Below are 16,903 nucleotides of genomic sequence, written 5' to 3' on the forward strand. Positions count from 1 at the left end.
CAAGCGATGCTCTATACAAAGCCCTATTTCCAGCCGTCCGATATGACCGAGGTTTTCGATCTCGTAGATAGAATGGTGCTTGGTACTTTGATCACCAGCCATGAGGATGGCGTTGCGATATCGCACCCGGTCTTCGTGATGGATCGGACACGCGGCGAAAACGGCACGCTGGTCTCGCATGTTGCTGCATCCAACGATCATGTTGAGTTTCTGAAACGTGGCCTGCCATCAATTGCAATCCTGATGGATGCTGGTCATTATGTGTCATCGTCTTGGTATCCGGGTTGTCCGGAAAGGGACAGCGCGCCGACCTGGAGCTTCATGGTTGCTCATATCCATGGCACGCCCAAAATCTTATCGGAAGCAGCGACTGCAAAGCATCTCCAAGAACTCGTCAAACATATGGAAAAGGGTCGTGACAAGCCTTGGCAGATGAAGGAACTCGGCCCCGGTGGTCTGGAGCGGCGTCTGCGCAATATTGTCGGCTACGAAATGCCTATTGAGAAGATGGAAGTCAAGTTCAAGCTCGGACAGGATGAGCGGGCAGCAGATATGAGTGCTGCGATCAAAAAGTTGCATGAAGAGGGGCGGGAACACCTCGCCGAAATGATGGCCCGTCACTGCAAGCTTACAGAATAAACTGGATTGGGTTTGTGACAGTTCGAGAGTGCCGCAGGAGGCAAGGCAAGCTTGCTCGCTCGGCTTCAGAAAAGAGGCAGCACTGTAGTGCCTACAGAGCAAGAACCAATCAGCTTCTTTGCGAGCGCGGTGCGAAATTGCGGGCGGCATTATTCACCAGCAGATCAATCGAGCCGGCTTCCGTCAAGACGGTCTCGACCAACCTTGTCACGGATGCCTCATCTGTAACGTCACAAGGTAGCATGGTTATACCTTCCAAGTTTTGAAAATTTGCGCGCCTGTTCGTCCCGAACACGCGGTATCCGGCGTTAAGCAGTGCTTTTGCCGTTGCCAGGCCGATGCCGAAAGAGGCTCCGGTAACAAGAGCAACATCAGGTTTTGAGCGATTCATGGGATAGTCCTTAAGTTAGGAAATTTACAGCGCGCCGAGGCTGTCGGTTCGGTTTTTTGAGGCTGCCTCAAATTTCGCCGCTCCAAACGGCGGAAAAGTACGCTGGCATTCACGCCTCCGAAGCCGAAACCATAGGAACGCGCATATTCCATGACTTTCGACTGGGTTCTTTCGCCATGAAACCTAGACCTTTACCGACACTGTCCGGGTCATTTAAATTAAGAGTAGGTGGTACGATCTGGTCGCGCAAAGCAAGGATCGTAAAAATTGCTTCAAGCCCCCGCGGCCCCCAGAAGATGGCCGGTCGTTGATTTGGTTGCACTGACAGCGACGTTGGCCCCGGCACCAAATACGGATCTTATAGCCCTTATTTCTCTGGATCTCCGATCTGTGTGGAGGTTGCGTGTGCATTGACGTGAGCGATATCTTCAGGAAGAACGGATGCCTGAGATATTGCAATCTCTATTGCCCGGCGTGTGCCGCTGCCGTCTTCCGGACCAGATGTGATATGATGAGCGCGCCAGTGCCTGGGTGAAGGCTTCGATTACGAGGATTCCCGCACCTTCTCCCATAACAAACCCAGCGTCAAAGGAACGGGAGGCCTTTTCCGGAGTTTCATTGAAGCCAGTTGAGAGCGATCTTGCGGCAGCAAAGCCGGCAAGGCTGACTTTAATCACACAGGCTTCCGTCCCTACGCAGATCGCGGTATCGGCCTCGTTGGATCTGATAAGGCGCGCGGCGTCTCCGATTGGCCGTTCGTCGGTCCGTCGAAGACAGGGTGCTGTAAGCCGATCGTTTCTCAAGTAACTCAGGAATGTCAGCGTGCGCCAGTGGCCATACGGTGCAAATGTCCGCAGGTCGCTTGCCTCTTGGACGCCAGCCCCTGATCAGCGATATGTTGGCCTTGATCCAGGTCTCATCAATGAAGCAGAACAAAACTGATTTGGGAACCGCTGTCGCTCAGAAAAACACGGAAACGCTCTGGGACTAATTGTGCCCGGAAATAAGACCACATACATCCAGCCAGAACTTTGCGATAGAATCTGGAACACGGCCAGCCCTCCTGACCCAATGAATGCTCAATTAAAAATAATGGAACTCAAGCAGACATCAACCTGTCTTATGAATAAAAATAAGCTACCAACATCTTGAATAAGAGTTATAAATTTTATTCATCAAAACATAATAAATATGGAGTTATTTATTACGATTGACGCAATAATAATTTAATATAATTTCATCACTGTGAATTTAATAAAACTCCAGCACAATCCGCGCAAAAGATAATAAGGCGATATTCTTTATTGCATTTAATAAAGCATAACCACCTATCTGATTTCCGTATAAATCTCTTTGCGTCCATATAAGCTTGTCCGTTCAGGTTTAAGATCTTGAGTATGCATGACCAGTGGCCTCAGTATTTGTCCCCCATGTCGTTAAAGCAGTGAGACCAGTTCAAAACTGGTGTGTACCCTTACATCACTGAGTGTTTTTCGCTGTCTGTAGCTGAGTTTTCTGTGTCCCGACAACTGCCGCTGCAGCTGGTTCGCCCTCCCAAGTTGGTGGTCGTTGCGGCACGGTTTGGGAAACGACGGCTACAGCCTCCTATACATTTAAAAGGCGAGACAACATGCGTAATCGCCTCGCAATTCTGACAGGGAAGAAGCCAAGACTAACACAGAAACACACTAAAGGAGAGTATTATGCATACAAGAAAGACTATGCTCAGTATATCCTGTTTCATGATCTCGGCAGGACTGCTATCCGCCGCTCATGCAGCGCAAGTCGATGGTAAATTGCAGGTCAAGGTTAATATTGGATCAGCCTGTGAGTTGAAAAGCGGAGACACGTCAGTTCTTGATTTTGGAAATTTAACCAATCTGAACGATAAGGATCATGAGGCACAAACGACTACCGGCTCTGGCATTGAACTTCAATGCGGCAAAGGCATTGCATTCAAGGTAGGATTAGATGCGGGACAGAACCCCAAATCTCCCGGTAATGTTTGTTTACGCAGAATGAAATCTGGCTCTGAATATATTGACTATCAACTTTATTTACAGCCGAATAATTATCAACGATGGGGACTTGAAGAAAAGGGTGGAACATTTGTATGGTCTGGTATAGGTGACGGAACTATACAGAAGCATATCGTGTACGGCGTAATTTTGAAGCAAGCAACCCCATCCTCCGGAACGTATAATGATACTGTAACTGTTGTCGCGACCTTCTGAATATTTGTATAAGTATTCCGATAACGTGTTTTCTGTGTTCATTGTGGAGAAGGAGCGTGAGCCCCGGCATTGTCCCGGTTAGGATTCCTCGACAAACTTTGGCACGTTCAAAATGTCCTTGAGGGAAATGACTCAGATCAAGACATAGCAACCCACAAGAAATATACATAAATTCAGTAATTATAATATTGCATTAATTAGTATTATAGCAGATTATCCAATTAAATAATTGGAAATCAAGATTTTTCCTCATGAAATTGCGGTTTATTTTGAATAGCCATCCTTGGAATTTGCGTGATTAATAAAAGTATTAATGCTAACATTATTGTTAATTTAAGCTATACATCATTCTATAGTAAGTTGTTTGTATATTCTGCATTAAATGCCTTGCGATACAATTTACTATTTCCAGTATTACGTGGATAATATCCGGGTATTAATGCAATTCATCCCGTATAAATGAAAATCATGTAAAACATTCTCATGCTTTCACGATGCATGATTTTTTACAGTACGCCGACAATAATTCTCTATTTTAGATATGGAAAAACAACATATTAATTTCGCGATGTAAGTATGACTATAAGCAGAACATTAATTCAAACAGAACGCACACTAAAGGAGAATATTATGTATACTTTAAAACTAATGACCAACATATCCTGTTTGATGATCTTGGCAGGGTTGGTGCCGGCTGCTAATGCTGCACAAGTCAATGGTAAATTGCAGGTCAAAGTCAATATTGGAGCGGCTTGTGAGTTGAAAAGTGGAGATAAGTCCGTTCTCGACTTCGGAAGCTTGAATAACCTGAATGATAAGGATCATGACGAGCAAACTGCTGCCAGCACTGGTGTTGAGATTCAATGTAGCAAAGGCATAGCTTATAAAATAGGTCTCGGTTACGGGCTCAATCCATCTAATAGTCATCGCCAGATGAGCAATGGCGGTTCTTTTGTATCATATGATCTATACCGAGATTCTGCTCGCACTCTATGGTGGGGACGGCTTATAGACACTTCGTCTATACTTAGCGGCGTAGGCAATGGTGTTATCCAATCGTACCCGGTTTATGGACGCATTCCCAAGCAGGCCACACCTGCGACCGGCGCATATTCCGACACTGTATCCATTGAGGTTAGCTTCTAAAACCCTCCCGGAGATATTTCCATGTCCAGAATTTCAGTCTTGCTGGCGGTTGTCTCCGGGTTGGTTTGCGTGAGTAGCGTTCAGGCCGCATCTTTGCAGGTGTCGCCGATTTCCCTCGATCTCACCGCACCCGCCCGTACATCCTCCGTCACACTTCGCAATAATACCGACGGTACAACCAATGTTCAGATTCGTGCTTACAAATGGACTCAGGTCGCGGGTGTAGACCAATTGATGCCTGCCAATGACGTTATCGTTAGTCCGCCTGCTGCCGCGCTGCGGCCAGACACAACCTATACGATCCGTGTCGCTCATCTTGGAGCGCCTTCCCAAAAGATTGAGCAAAGCTATCGTCTCCTCATTGATGAACTGCCTGACATCAATGTTCGTCGCCGCAACACCGTCATCAATTTTGCCACACAATATTCCATTCCGGTGTTTTTTTCCGATCAATCCGCGAGTGCAGATTTGCGTTGGAAAATGCAGCGCAAAGGCAAGGAGCTGGTGATCGAAGCGACCAACTCGGGCACACGTCATGCCAAGGTTGCTAATTTAAGTGCTTCAACGCCTGGCGCACGCGTCAGTTTTGGCAGTGGTCTCAATGGCTATGTGCTGCCCGGCAGCACCATGCGCTGGGCCGTTGCAGTCGGCTCCATTCGGACCGGGGACAAAGTCACCATCAAGGCCGAAGGGGACGACTATGCCGTTAACCAGTCAGTCGTTGTCTCGGGCCACTAGATTAGTAATGACGCTCTGGTGCTTGTTATCCGCAAGCACCAGAGTGGCACAGGCTGAAGAAGCCGCGCCCGCCAACCCTTCAACACAAACATTTATGCTCGGTGTTGTTATTAATGATCAGCCAACCGATGCGATCGCCGCTTTCAAGCGTCTGCCCAATGGCAGATTTGTTGTCACACCGGGTGACTTGGAGACTGCAGGCATCAAGTCAAAGATTGGCAAGTTAGGTCCGGATGGCTTGATTGATCTCGATACGCTGGTCGGCGTTACATGGCGCTATGATGAACCGCGCCAGCTCATACTCTTTACTGCACCGGATGCCGCTCGTGTCCCTAAACGCATCGATATCGGTTCCACAGCCAAACCCATCGACTTTTCCCGCGTGCGCTCCAATCTGGGCTTTGTCCTTAATTACACGCTGTATGGCGCCACGGGTTGGGGCGGTGGTTCGCACAAAGCCTTTAGCGGCAGTTTTGATGCGCGGCTTTTGACACCATACGGTGTCACTTCGACCTCGGCGCTTGGCAAGTTTGATGCCTTCGTGGACAAGACGAGTGAATTCAGCAACGGACTAACCCGTCTCGATAGTAGCTGGCGCTATACCGATCCCAAAAGAGCATTGGTGTATCAGGCTGGTGACAGTATTTCTGGCAGCCTTCCCTGGAGTTCCTCCTGGCGATTTGGCGGCATTCAGTTAAAGCGCAATTTCGCCATTCGCCCCGATCTCGTCACCTCCCCGGTTCCCAATCTGTCCGGCAGCGCCTCCCTGCCTTCATCGCTGGACCTTTATCTTAATAATATCAAAGTCTTCTCAGGCAATGTGCCGGCCGGCCCATTCGATTTCCGCGGACTTCCCTTTATCAATGGCAATGGTGACGCAAGCATTGTCATGCGCGATGCACTTGGTCGTGAAATCCGTACACGTTACGCTTACTATTACGGACCCAACATGGTGGGTAAGGGAATTTTTGACTTCTCGACCGAACTCGGCTTTCCCCGTCTTGGCTATGGTGAGAACTCTTTTGAATATGATCAAAATCTAGCAGGTTCCGCCAGCGTGCGATACGGTCTGACTGACTGGCTAACCATAGAAGGCCATTTTGAAGCCACCAGAGGTCTGGTCAACGGTGGCGCTGGTTTCATCACCAGTCTGGGGTCTTTCGGATCGTTTAGTGCCTCATTGGCTGTCAGCCGTTACAGTGGCGCAGGCGGCGTTGAGAACGGTGGCAAGGCGACAGCCACGTTTCAGACCGGATATAATGGCTATTCGTTCTATGCCGATACCAGTCGTAGTTTTGGTGATTACAATGATATCGGCTTGGTCGTTGACCGGCTGCATGGAGCAAAAACACCGGTCTCCGTTCGCGCGCGCAGCATCGACAATGTGGGCATTTCTTTCCCGCTCTTTTTTGACCCCTCTTCGCTTGGAATTAATTTCTCCCGCGTGCGCGGTGCAGGCAAAGGTGACGATGCCAGTCTTTTGAGTGTTTCGTGGTCACGAACCGTGTTCGAAAAGGCCTCTCTCTATGCGACCGCCTATACGGATTTCGAAAAACGCAAGAACTATGGGTTTTTTGTGGGGTTCAGCATTCCGATTGGCGATAACATGACGGCCTCGGTCAGTGCCGATAGTGATGGTGTTGATACCACTTTGACAAAATCTGCGCGCCTTGGCGAAGACCCGATTGCCTGGTCATTGCGCGATCGCGAAAATCTAAGAGGCGGAGGTAACCGCTCAGCTACCGTTGATTATCGTTCCTCCTTTGGCGAGTTCTCCGGTTCCGTCGATCAGGCTGGTGACATGGGCCGCATAACGGCCACGGCAGATGGTGCGCTTATCATTGCCGGTGGCGGTATATTCTTTGTCAATCAGGTCAGCGACTCCTTTGCTGTCGTCAAGGGCGGCGGGCCCAATGCGCCAGTTTCACTCAATGGTCGGCATGTCACGAATACCAATTCCTCTGGACATGCTGTTGTATCGGACCTGCAATCCTATCAAAACAATACGGTCACCATCGACCCCACGAACCTGGCTGTCGATCTCCAGCCCGAGAGCACGCAGGCCATTGTTGTGCCCGCAGATCGATCCGGTGTTGTCATTGATTTTGGAACAAAACGAATGAGCGCTGCGACGGTCATACTGACAAATGCAGAAGGCAAACCTTTGCCGATGGGAGCGGAAGTCTTGCAGGACGGAACAGGACAGCCCGCAGTTATGGGGTATGACGGCCGTGTATGGCTTACCGACCTGTCTCCGAAAAACAACCTGACCGTAACGTTGCCCGAAGGGCTTGGCACATGCCATGCAAGCTTTGATTACAAGCCGGTTCCGGGCTCCATACCTGAAATTGGCGGGGTGATATGTAAATGAAACGGAGAGCTTTCATGTATATGTCGGGTGTTTTCCCCCCTAGCAGATGCCTGGGCAGTCACAAAACGGCTCAGTCGAACATCTTCCTCTGCCTGCTGGCTCCGATCATATTTGCCATCCTCACATTAGAACTGTCACCGGCTGCGGCCGGTGGCGGTGGGGTCTGTACCCTTAAGAGCCTTGGCACATTCGGCAATACAGTGGTCGATGTTGTGGGGAATGCGGCTGCATCGGCAACAAGTCAGGTGGAGTATAATTGCAGATCGTCCATTAAATTCAACAGTATACAATTTTGCACCTACATACAGGCTGCAGATGGCAATCAGGCAAACTCGCAAGCAGGCAGCACTTTCTATCAGGCGCGGGACGCCAATGCGCATCTTGCCTGGCAGATGAGGCTTCAAAATGGTGGAGATATGCCGGTTGGAAAGTATGGTAGCACAAGATCAACTGTTGGCTGGACACATTATACCAATTGGTCGCCATCAAATCAGAGCACCATTGCCTCACAGCAACTCACATTAACTTATCTCGACCGCCAACAGCAGGATCGTGTGAAGGCGGGCGTTTACAGCAACGCTTATCAACTGGTCACACAATACAAGTTCAATACCGGCACCCCTGCGTCATCGTGCAGTTCAGGTATTGCCGATCCCGACGGAACGATCTTCAGTAATTTTATGACAACTGCGAATGTTACCAAGAACTGCCAGTTGGAGAATTTTCAGGACATTGATTTCGGAAATCAAAATGGACTTGAGTTTACGTCCAGGGGTGCAGGCCAGTTCCGTGCTTATGGCAATGTCGGTATTCGTTGCACATATCAGACGCCCTACAAAATCAGTATAAATAGCGGCGATAATCCTGAAAATGGTGTCGCACGATTAAAGAGTGACAATAATTTTTTACCCTACAAACTGCTCCAAGCAGGATGTAAAGCGGCATGGGACGACAAGAATGTTCTTTCCGGTAACGGCAATACCGTCAACATTGTCGATAATCATCAGGTCTGCGCGGAAATTTTAACGCCACTCGCAATAGCACCGGCACCGGGTATCTATATTGATACCGTTATTGTAACAGCAACGTTTTGAAACAAAGAAAGGAGTAATATCGCCCTGGATTCTGTCGTAGAGTTTTTGGCTTTTCAAGGTTGGAGTTGCCCCTTAGACGTTTGATCACAGGCATGGATGGATCGGGATGAACCTGCATCGTTCTGGCTCTTTTGTCCAGTATTTGCAGATGAATTCATATGGAGCGAGGCCCTTGAGGGTCTTTAATCGTCGGGTAAAAATTGTAGGTCGATACGAAATTGTCGAGATGCTGGCGGAGTCGGTCGCGGCTCTCATAATAAAGCGCTTGACGGTGGTGTCCTTGATGGTTCGGTTTATGCGCTCGATCTGGCCATTGGTCCAAGGATGTTTTGTCTTGGTGGTGCGATGCTCGATATAGTTGGTGGCGCAAGTATATTCGGAGGCACGAGACGGCGGTAAGATAATGCGCGCCCCGCAACCAAAAATACCAAAAACCCGCCAAATGACGGTTTGGCGTTCAAAAATAGCTCACTCTCCACAACATACGAAAGCCGCTCCCAGCACGCTCCACGCTGACACTTCACCCTCGCACAAGAATCTGGAGGTGAGGAAAAGACTTGGCGTGGCGCGGACAATGAAAACTCATGGTACAACAGTTGTCGCATGATTAATTAGGCCTACCACATCCACGGTATCGCCAATCTTACAGCAAGTTTCTTCGACGGGACGAGGTCAACGTTTCCTGGACCACTACTTCACCAGCCGTACCGAACGCGTGTGAGGCGGCGTCGGTGGGGCGGTTGCTACAACAAGAACAATGACAAGTACCCAGTCTATGATGAACGGTCCGGAGATACGAGCCTGTCAAGCTGGGTGACCGCTATGCGTATAACGGAACGCTCGGGTTCCGTGTTTCATTCTAATCCTTTTCGTCTGCAGCTGAGTTTAATGCGTCTGTGTTAATTCAACAAACCGGAATGTTGGTTGGTCCCAAAACTCTTGCCGAATTCAATAGTTTAGCAAATCCTTTGATGACGAATAACATTTGGCGGGCGGTTGCGAATGAGCAATTTGGGCTGGCGGGAATTGCCCCTCCGCAACCAGGCTGTCAACGGCCCGGGTGGGACATCGGCGACCTGCAGGCAATGGAAACGGGGGAAACGTCGCTTCGCGAATTCGACTGCGCTGGGTCGCGTTCTGTGCGCGCTCATGGTTCCCGCAGCAGTCATCAGCAATTCCTCATTTGTAGGGCCCGTCCGTGCCCAGCAGCAATCTGGCTCGGGTGGTGCGGGCGGTGCGGAAGGCACGCCCCCATCGCATTTCGACGCCAAGGGAAATCCGGGCGGACAGGGCTCCGGTGCTTCCGCCATGTCCGGCGGTGGCGGCGGCGGAGGTGGAGCAGGCGGTGCCGCGGGTGGGAATCACGTTGGCAATAACGCTTCCGCCGGAAGGGGCGGCGCTGGTGGCGAAGGTGCAAGAAGCGCGCATGGCGGTGAAGCGGGCACCAACGGTGTCATTGGATATCTAGGGAGTTCGGTCCCCGGTGTTCTGCTCCTGCGCGGTTTGGCTGGCGATAGCGGCAAGCCAGGCGATGTCGGGAAAAAGGGGCAAAGTGCATTTGCAACCGGCAATGGCGCTTCCGGCGGTGGCGGGGGCGGAGGCGGTGGGGGCGGAACGGGCGCGATTTTCACCGGCGATGTGATGACATTGCACCAGCAGACGGTCATTGGTGGGGATGGTGGTGCTGGTGGTGCTGGCGGAAAAGGTGGCGACGGCGTTACCGTATGGAACGTCTTCACTGTTTCTCCGGGCGAGGGTGGCAGCGGCGGGGGTGGCGGTGGCGGTGGCGGCGGTGGCACCGGCATATCAACGGCTTTCAACCTTACTGTCCGCAGCGGTGGCACGATTTTAGGGGGCATGGGCGGTGCTGGCGGGGCTGGCGGCATCTCGGGCATGCATGCGGACGAAAACAACAGCGGCAGCATCATGGTCTGCGAGGACGATGAGGGCGAGATTGAATGTTCCAGCCCGATTTCGATCCCGTCCGCATCTTATGACACGCTTACAACCGGCGGCGGACGCAGTGGCGACGGCGGTGGCGGTGGAGACGCTATCAGCAGTTCGGGTCAATCCGTAATCGCGATTGAAACAGGTGTCACGGTGCGTGGTGGCGATGGCGGGCGGGGCGGTGCAAGTCTGCCCGGCGGCAATACGGCGTCCGATGGTGGACACGGAGGTCGTGGTGGCGACGGGATCACGTCGACGGGCGAGGCTGCAACCATCACTAATGCTGGTGCCATAAGCGGTGGTAATGGAGGCAACGGTGGACGCGGCGGTGGTGGTGCGGATACCGGCGGTAATGGCGGCAAAGGTGGCGACGGCGGCATCGGTATGTCCATGAGGGCCGGCGGAACGCTGGCCAATGTAAACGGGGCCAGTATCTCGGGCGGCAACGCCGGTGCTGGTGGTAAAGCGCCATCAGCTCCCTTCAATCCGCCATCCTGGTGGTACAAGGGCGCGGATGGGCAGAACGGAACCGCGGGGGTCGGGGTCTATTTCTCGTCCGGCGACGCGACGTTGTTCAACGCCGGTACGATTTCCGGCGGTGTCAATCAGGACGGTTCCTACGCCAATGCAGTTACGTTTTCCGGCAGCAACAATACGCTGGTCCTCGGAGCGGGTTACACCTTCAACGGCAAGGTGGTTGCGGGTTCGAGCGCCCAGAACACGCTGGTCTTCGGCGGAAGCGGTACGGCTCAGTTCGAACTGACTGGTTTTGAAAGGAGATTTCAGGGGTTCGACGCGCTGGAGAAGCGTGACAGCAGCACATGGACTTTGACCGGCTCGGCTGAAACGTTCAGCGGCGATCTCGGTGTTCATGGCGGAACACTGGTTCTGGCCTCCGGTGCTCAGCTCAACACCACAGACGTTCTTATCGGTTCGGTGCAGGGTGAAAGCGCCTTGCTGGAGGTGACGGGCAGCGGCACCAGCCTCAACATAAGCGGCGCGTTGAATGTTGGAGGTTACGGCGATGACTCGCTGAATGTTGAAAATGGTGGGCGGGTTAATGTCGGCGGCGATCTTTCCGTCGGCGACACTGCATCGGCGATTGCGGGTTTGCAAAATGGGTTGACGGTCAGCGGGAAGGGTTCCACGCTTCATTTCGGTGGCACCGCCGATATTGGCGCTCTCCTTTCTGTGACGGACGGCGGCGCGGTTCACGGCAGGCAGTTACACGTTGGTGCGGGTGATCCGGGCAGCAATGCGGCGCAGATCACGGTTGATGGTGCCGGTTCGCTCCTGAATGTTGCTAAAATCGATGTCGGTTCGGTCGGGAACGGTTCGCTGACGGTGTCGAATGGCGCAAGCGTTGGACAGGCTGCGGCGGGCAGCGTCTTGCAGGTCGGACAGAACGGCGCGCAAGGTATCGTGAATGTTGGCGCGGCTACGGGCGATACCGCGGCTGCAGCCGGAACAATTCACAGCACTGTGGCGCTGGGCAATCAGGGCACGCTCAACCTCAATCATAATACGACCGGCTACCGCTTCGATACGACGGTGGAAGGCACCGGCACGGTCAATTTCCTTGGCGGAACGACGACAGTCTCCGGGCAGGGACTGGCCCAGTTTTCCGGTCAGTCGAATATCGACAACAGCAGTGTGGTCCTGGCGAGTTCGGCTGTGGTCGGTGGCAATGTCGCCGTCAACACTGGCGGCACACTGAGTGGTTCCGGCACATTGGGCAGTACCATGGTCAGGAGCGGCGGTACGATCATTGCCGGTTCGCAGTCGCAACTGAAGGTCAACGGCGATCTCACGCTGGAGAGTGGGGCGAGCTTTAACTACGATCTAGGCACGTCCAACGCCCATAAGGCTGCGTCCATTCAGGTCAACGGTGATTTGACATTAAACGGTGCGACAGTGAATGTCACCGGCACCTCCGATAGCGCATTGATCGGCTATCATCGTCTGATTTCCTATGGCGGAGCGCTGACGACTGCCAATGCCGGTTTGGTGGTAGGCGAAACGCCGATTACCGATCCCATCGGTTATTCATATGCCATCGATTACGCGCCGAATGTCGTGGATCTCATAGCGCTGCCGAACGGTCTGGACCTTCTCCAGGTATGGGGCGGCAGTGCATCGGCTCTTGACGGCGGCGATGGAACCTGGTCGGCATCGGATCAGAACTGGCTCGATCCGCTGGGCGGCAGCAGCGCACTGGGTTCGGGATGGGGAAGCGCCTATGGGGTGTTCCGCGGCATTGGCGGTACGGTCACGCTGGATGGAACGCAAACAGCTGTTGGCCTACAATTCGTGAGGGGCGATTATACTATCACCGGGGGCACCGCCCTGAACCTCATCAGCTACTCGGGAAATGGTATTATCATCCCCGTGCCGGAATTACGGGTACTGGCCGGTGAAACCGCAACAATCGAATCGACGATTACCGGAAGCAAGGGTTTTGAGAAAACCGGTGACGGGCTGCTCATTCTGTCCGGTTCCAACAGTTATTCCGGCGGCACCATCCTCAGTGCGGGCACCCTACAGATTTCGGCGGCGGATAATCTAGGGCAGGCCAGGAACGATCTTACGATCAACAACGGCACCTTACAGACGATCGGCACCATATCGCTTGGCAGTCTTGTAACGCTCGGTGGTGAAGCGGCATTTGATGTCGCATCGGGCACGGAACTGCAACTGACCGGGATTATTTCCGGTTCCGGTTCGTTGACCAAGCAGGGCGATGGCACGCTGCTTGCCGGAAATACGGCCAACGGATGGTCCGGTGGCACGCTGATAGAAGCGGGAACATTGCGCATGGCGGCAGGTAGCGCCGGTGCGTTGCCCGATATGACCGACTATGTGATGACCGGCGGTACGCTGGATCTCAATGGCAATGCCCTGACCATGCGTTCCTTGTGGGGCAGCGACGGTATCATCGCTATCGATAATGCGAGTCTTACCGTCAATCAGGATGAGGACACGGTTTTTGCGGGCGACATAACGGGCGCAAGCGCCAATAGCAGCCTGACCAAGGACGGCGACGGCATTCTGGTCCTGACCGGCAACAACAGTTTTCAGGGGCGGACCAATATTCTGGGCGGTATGCTCGCAATATACGAGGCAGAGAATATCGGCACCGGAGCGGCAGGCATTTCAATCAGCAATGCAACGCTCACGACGCTTGGCGATATTACCTTGGCCCGCGATTTTGAACTTTCCGGTACGGCGACAGTCGACACGCTGCTTGGCACGGCGCTCGATCTGACCGCCGATGTGTCGGGCAGCGGCTCGCTATATAAGGAAGGGGCGGGCTCGCTTATCATCAGCGGCGATGCCAGCCATAGCGGCGGTACCACGATTGCCAACGGTTTCCTGCAAATCGGCAATGGCGGCACCACGGGTTCGATTGCGGGCAATATCGTCAATAATGGCGGTCTCGTCTTCGACCGCCTGAACAGCTACACCTATTCCGGCATGGTTTTGGGGGCGGGCGCGTTGATCCAGGCAGGGGCGGGCACCACTGTCCTCACTGGTGAAAACAGCTATACCGGCAACACGTTTATCGCTGGTGGAACGTTGCAGATCGGCGATGGCGAAACCACAGGCTCTATCATCGGTGGTGTTCTGAATGAAGGGATTCTGGCCGTAAACCGGTCGAACAACTACAATTTCGAAGGGCTGATCGTCGGCACCGGTTCATTCGTGCAGGCGGGCCCCGGTATGACCATTCTCACCGCCGACAACGCCTATTATGGCGGGACGACCATCGCCCATGGCACGCTGCAACTTGGGAACGGCGGTAATTCAGGCTGGATCGAAGGCGATGTCGTGAATAATGGCACGCTCGCCTTCAATCGTTCGAATGCAGTGCTTTTCTCCGGTGCTATCAGCGGCAGCGGCAACGTTAACCAGATCGGCGCTGGAACGACGGTTCTTGCAGGCGAGAACAGTTATACCGGTGGTACGATTATTCAATCCGGCGCGCTGGTCATCGGCAATGGCGGGATGACCGGCTCAATCAAGGGCAATGTCGAGAATGACGGCATCCTTGCCTTCAACCGCGCCGACACGATGACTTATGCAGGCACGATCAGCGGTTCGGGTGGGGTGCAACAGATTGGACGAGGCACAACCATCCTGACCGGCAGCAACAACTATACCGGCGCGACGACGATTGCAGCCGGGCGCCTGCAAATCGGCAATGGCGGTACGTCCGGTTCCATCACCGGTCACGTGCTCAATGACGGCACGCTGGCCTTCAATCGTTCCGATACGGTGACCTTCGACGGCATGGTGTGGGGCGAGGGAAAGCTGGAGCAGGCGGGCGCCGGTACACTCGTTCTTACCGGCAGAAATCAGTATGGCGGTGGCCTCACTATATCCTCCGGCACACTGCAACTGGGGGATGGCAGCGAAAATGGCACGCTTACCGCCAATGTCGAGAACAATGGGCAGTTCATCATCAATCGTTCTGGAACGGTCGTGCTGAAAGGCGATATTTCCGGTTCCGGTTCGCTCGAGCAAATCGGCAGCGGCGTGACGGTGCTCGCAGGCAATAACAGCTACGGTGGTGGCACCACGTTGCAATCCGGAACGCTGGTGGTCGGGCTTGGTGATAGCGGAGGGATTGCGGGCAATATCGTCAATAATGCTTCGCTCGCCTTCAATCGCGCGGACAAGTACAGCTTTTCGGGCGCCATTTCCGGGACAGGCGCAGTCTGGCAGATCGGCGAGGGTACAACCGTTCTCAGCGGCAACAGCAGCTATTCGGGCGCGACCGGCGTTTATGATGGCCGGCTGGCGATCAACGGCTCGATCGCGACCTCATCGCTGGTCACCGTCTATGGAGGCGGCGAACTTGGGGGGAATGGCAACGTTTCCACCACGCATATCGACGGGGGCACGCTTGCGCCCGGCAATTCCATCGGAACGCTGACGGTGAGCGGCGATTTGAGCTTCACCGGCACATCGACCTATGCCGTGGAGGTTTCGGCATCTGACGCCGATCGGGTCAATGTTACTGGTCGGGCGGATTTGGGTGGCGCGACGGTGGCAGCGACGTTCGCACCCGATAAATATGTCATGCGCCGCTATACGATCCTCAATGCGGGCGGCGGAATTGGCGATACTCGGTTCAGTGCGGAACTGGCGACCGATCTGCCGCAGAGCTTCAGCTCAAACCTCAGCTACGATGCCGGCAATGTCTATCTCGACCTGACACTGAACATCATCGGTCTCAACATGAACCAGCGCAATGTCTCGGCGACGCTGGTCGATTATTTCAATCGTGAAGGACAGATCCCGCTGGCCTATGGCGGGTTGGATGCGCAAGTTCTGACCGTAGCATCGGGCGAACTGGCGACGGCCGTTCAACAGACGACCGTCGATGCGATGAGCCAGTTCATGGCGACGCTGGCCGATCCGTTGGTCGCGGGAGGAACGAAAACAGCAGCCTCCGTTGAACACGATCCTTTCAAGACCCGCTGGAATGTATGGGGTGCAGGCTTTGGCTCATCGCGCTCGGTCGAGGGCGACAGCAACATCGGATCGCATGATTTGCGCAGCAGGATCAACGGTATGGCCGTCGGCGCCGACTACCGGCTGTCGCCCGATACCTTGCTCGGCTTTGCCGTGGGTGGCGGACATAGCAGTTTCAGCGTCTCCGATGGTCTCGGCAGCGGCAATTCCGACCTGTTCCAACTGGGCCTTTATGGTCGCCAGACGGTCGGAGATGCTTATTTCAGTGCGGTCCTGGCTTATGGCTGGCAGGATATCGAGACAGAACGCGCTGTCACGTTGAATGGTTTCGATACGTTACAGGCCGGTTATGACGCCAACGCATGGTCAGGTCGTCTGGAAGCCGGTTATCGTTTCGACACGCCATGGATGGGGATTACACCCTATGCCGCCGGGCAGTTCGTCAGCCTCGACCTGCCGTCCTATGGAGAAAAGGTCGGCAGTGGTGAGGATACCTATGCACTCGACTATGCATCCCGGCAGGAAACGGTCGGGCGTAGCGAACTGGGCTTGAGAGCAGACAGATCCTTTGCGCTCGGCGACGGAGTTTTCACCCTGCGCGGCAGGGTTGCGTGGGTGAGGAACTTCAACAATGACCGCATCACCTCGGCTTCCTTCGTCGAACTGCCAGGGGCCAGCTTTGTCGTGAACGGCGCTTCAGTCTCGCGCGATACGGGCCTTGCAAGCATTTCAGCCGAAATGCTGTGGGACAACGGCTTGTCGCTGGGTGCGGCTTTTGACTCGGAATTTTCGGAAGCGAGCAGCAATTATGCCGGAAAGGGCATGCTGCGATATAAATGGTAAGATCGTCGGGCTGGCGGAACTG

At 53.7% G+C, this 16,903-nt stretch carries 8 protein-coding genes and 3 pseudogenes; 7 read left to right on the forward strand and 4 right to left on the reverse strand.

The genetic code is table 11. From position 1 onward, the window contains the following. The first annotated feature begins 6 nt into the window (after positions 1 to 6). Positions 7 to 639, forward strand: a complete 633-nt coding sequence (locus tag JNC63_RS16935) for an FMN-binding negative transcriptional regulator (protein ID WP_063881727.1) — start codon at positions 7 to 9, stop codon at positions 637 to 639. A 109-nt stretch (positions 640 to 748) separates the two neighbouring features. Here the strand turns inward: JNC63_RS16935 and JNC63_RS16940 are convergent, their stop codons facing one another. The 3 genes and pseudogenes from JNC63_RS16940 to JNC63_RS16950 form a co-directional block, all read right to left on the reverse strand. Then, positions 749 to 1,030, reverse strand: coding sequence for an SDR family NAD(P)-dependent oxidoreductase (locus JNC63_RS16940; protein ID WP_006469351.1), 282 nt, complete (start codon positions 1,028 to 1,030; stop codon positions 749 to 751). Further along, a pseudogene (locus tag JNC63_RS16945) lies at positions 1,027 to 1,779 on the reverse strand (beta-ketoacyl synthase N-terminal-like domain-containing protein); the annotation flags it as partial. The pseudogene JNC63_RS16945 and the gene JNC63_RS16940, both read right to left, overlap by 4 nt. After that, a pseudogene (locus JNC63_RS16950) lies at positions 1,779 to 1,957 on the reverse strand (IS630 family transposase); the annotation flags it as partial. The pseudogenes JNC63_RS16945 and JNC63_RS16950, both read right to left, overlap by 1 nt. Before the next feature lie 776 nt (positions 1,958 to 2,733). Here JNC63_RS16950 and JNC63_RS16955 point away from each other — a divergent pair. From JNC63_RS16955 to JNC63_RS16975, 5 genes are all read left to right on the forward strand, one after another. Continuing rightward, on the forward strand, positions 2,734 to 3,264 hold the full coding sequence (locus tag JNC63_RS16955; RefSeq protein ID WP_050791028.1) for a Csu type fimbrial protein: 531 nt from the start codon (positions 2,734 to 2,736) through the stop codon (positions 3,262 to 3,264). Between the two features lie 630 nt (positions 3,265 to 3,894). Further along, positions 3,895 to 4,410, forward strand: a complete 516-nt coding sequence (locus tag JNC63_RS16960; protein ID WP_006470554.1) for a Csu type fimbrial protein — start codon at positions 3,895 to 3,897, stop codon at positions 4,408 to 4,410. Between the two features lie 21 nt (positions 4,411 to 4,431). Continuing rightward, positions 4,432 to 5,148: a fimbrial biogenesis chaperone gene (locus tag JNC63_RS16965; protein WP_006469346.1), complete on the forward strand. Its 717-nt coding sequence runs from the start codon at positions 4,432 to 4,434 to the stop codon at positions 5,146 to 5,148. A 43-nt stretch (positions 5,149 to 5,191) separates the two neighbouring features. Further along, positions 5,192 to 7,519, forward strand: a complete 2,328-nt coding sequence (locus JNC63_RS16970; protein WP_006470555.1) for a fimbria/pilus outer membrane usher protein — start codon at positions 5,192 to 5,194, stop codon at positions 7,517 to 7,519. Positions 7,520 to 7,533: 14 nt separating this feature from the next. Further along, the gene (locus JNC63_RS16975) at positions 7,534 to 8,613 is read left to right on the forward strand and encodes a Csu type fimbrial protein (RefSeq protein WP_006470556.1); all 1,080 of its coding nucleotides are present in this window, start codon (positions 7,534 to 7,536) and stop codon (positions 8,611 to 8,613) included. A gap of 84 nt (positions 8,614 to 8,697) precedes the next feature. Here the strand turns inward: JNC63_RS16975 and JNC63_RS16980 are convergent. Then, positions 8,698 to 8,991, reverse strand: a pseudogene (locus JNC63_RS16980) (integrase core domain-containing protein); the annotation flags it as partial. Positions 8,992 to 9,762: 771 nt separating this feature from the next. Here JNC63_RS16980 and JNC63_RS16985 point away from each other — a divergent pair. Then, entirely contained in the window at positions 9,763 to 16,881 is a 7,119-nt protein-coding gene (locus JNC63_RS16985; protein WP_285669397.1) for an autotransporter-associated beta strand repeat-containing protein, read from the forward strand. The last annotated feature ends 22 nt before the right edge of the window (positions 16,882 to 16,903 follow it).

The organism is Brucella ciceri, assembly GCF_041930145.1.
GTDB classification, from domain to species: domain Bacteria; phylum Pseudomonadota; class Alphaproteobacteria; order Rhizobiales; family Rhizobiaceae; genus Brucella; species Brucella intermedia.

Coding starts and splice junctions, on each gene's coding strand:
- JNC63_RS16965 (WP_006469346.1), top strand. CDS start 4,432: ATGTCCAGAATTTCAGTCTTGCTGGCGGTTGTCTCCGGGTTGGTTTGC.
- JNC63_RS16960 (WP_006470554.1), top strand. CDS start 3,895: ATGTATACTTTAAAACTAATGACCAACATATCCTGTTTGATGATCTTG.
- JNC63_RS16985 (WP_285669397.1), top strand. CDS start 9,763: ATGGTTCCCGCAGCAGTCATCAGCAATTCCTCATTTGTAGGGCCCGTC.
- JNC63_RS16935 (WP_063881727.1), top strand. CDS start 7: ATGCTCTATACAAAGCCCTATTTCCAGCCGTCCGATATGACCGAGGTT.
- JNC63_RS16955 (WP_050791028.1), top strand. CDS start 2,734: ATGCATACAAGAAAGACTATGCTCAGTATATCCTGTTTCATGATCTCG.
- JNC63_RS16940 (WP_006469351.1), bottom strand. CDS start 1,030: ATGAATCGCTCAAAACCTGATGTTGCTCTTGTTACCGGAGCCTCTTTC.
- JNC63_RS16975 (WP_006470556.1), top strand. CDS start 7,534: ATGTATATGTCGGGTGTTTTCCCCCCTAGCAGATGCCTGGGCAGTCAC.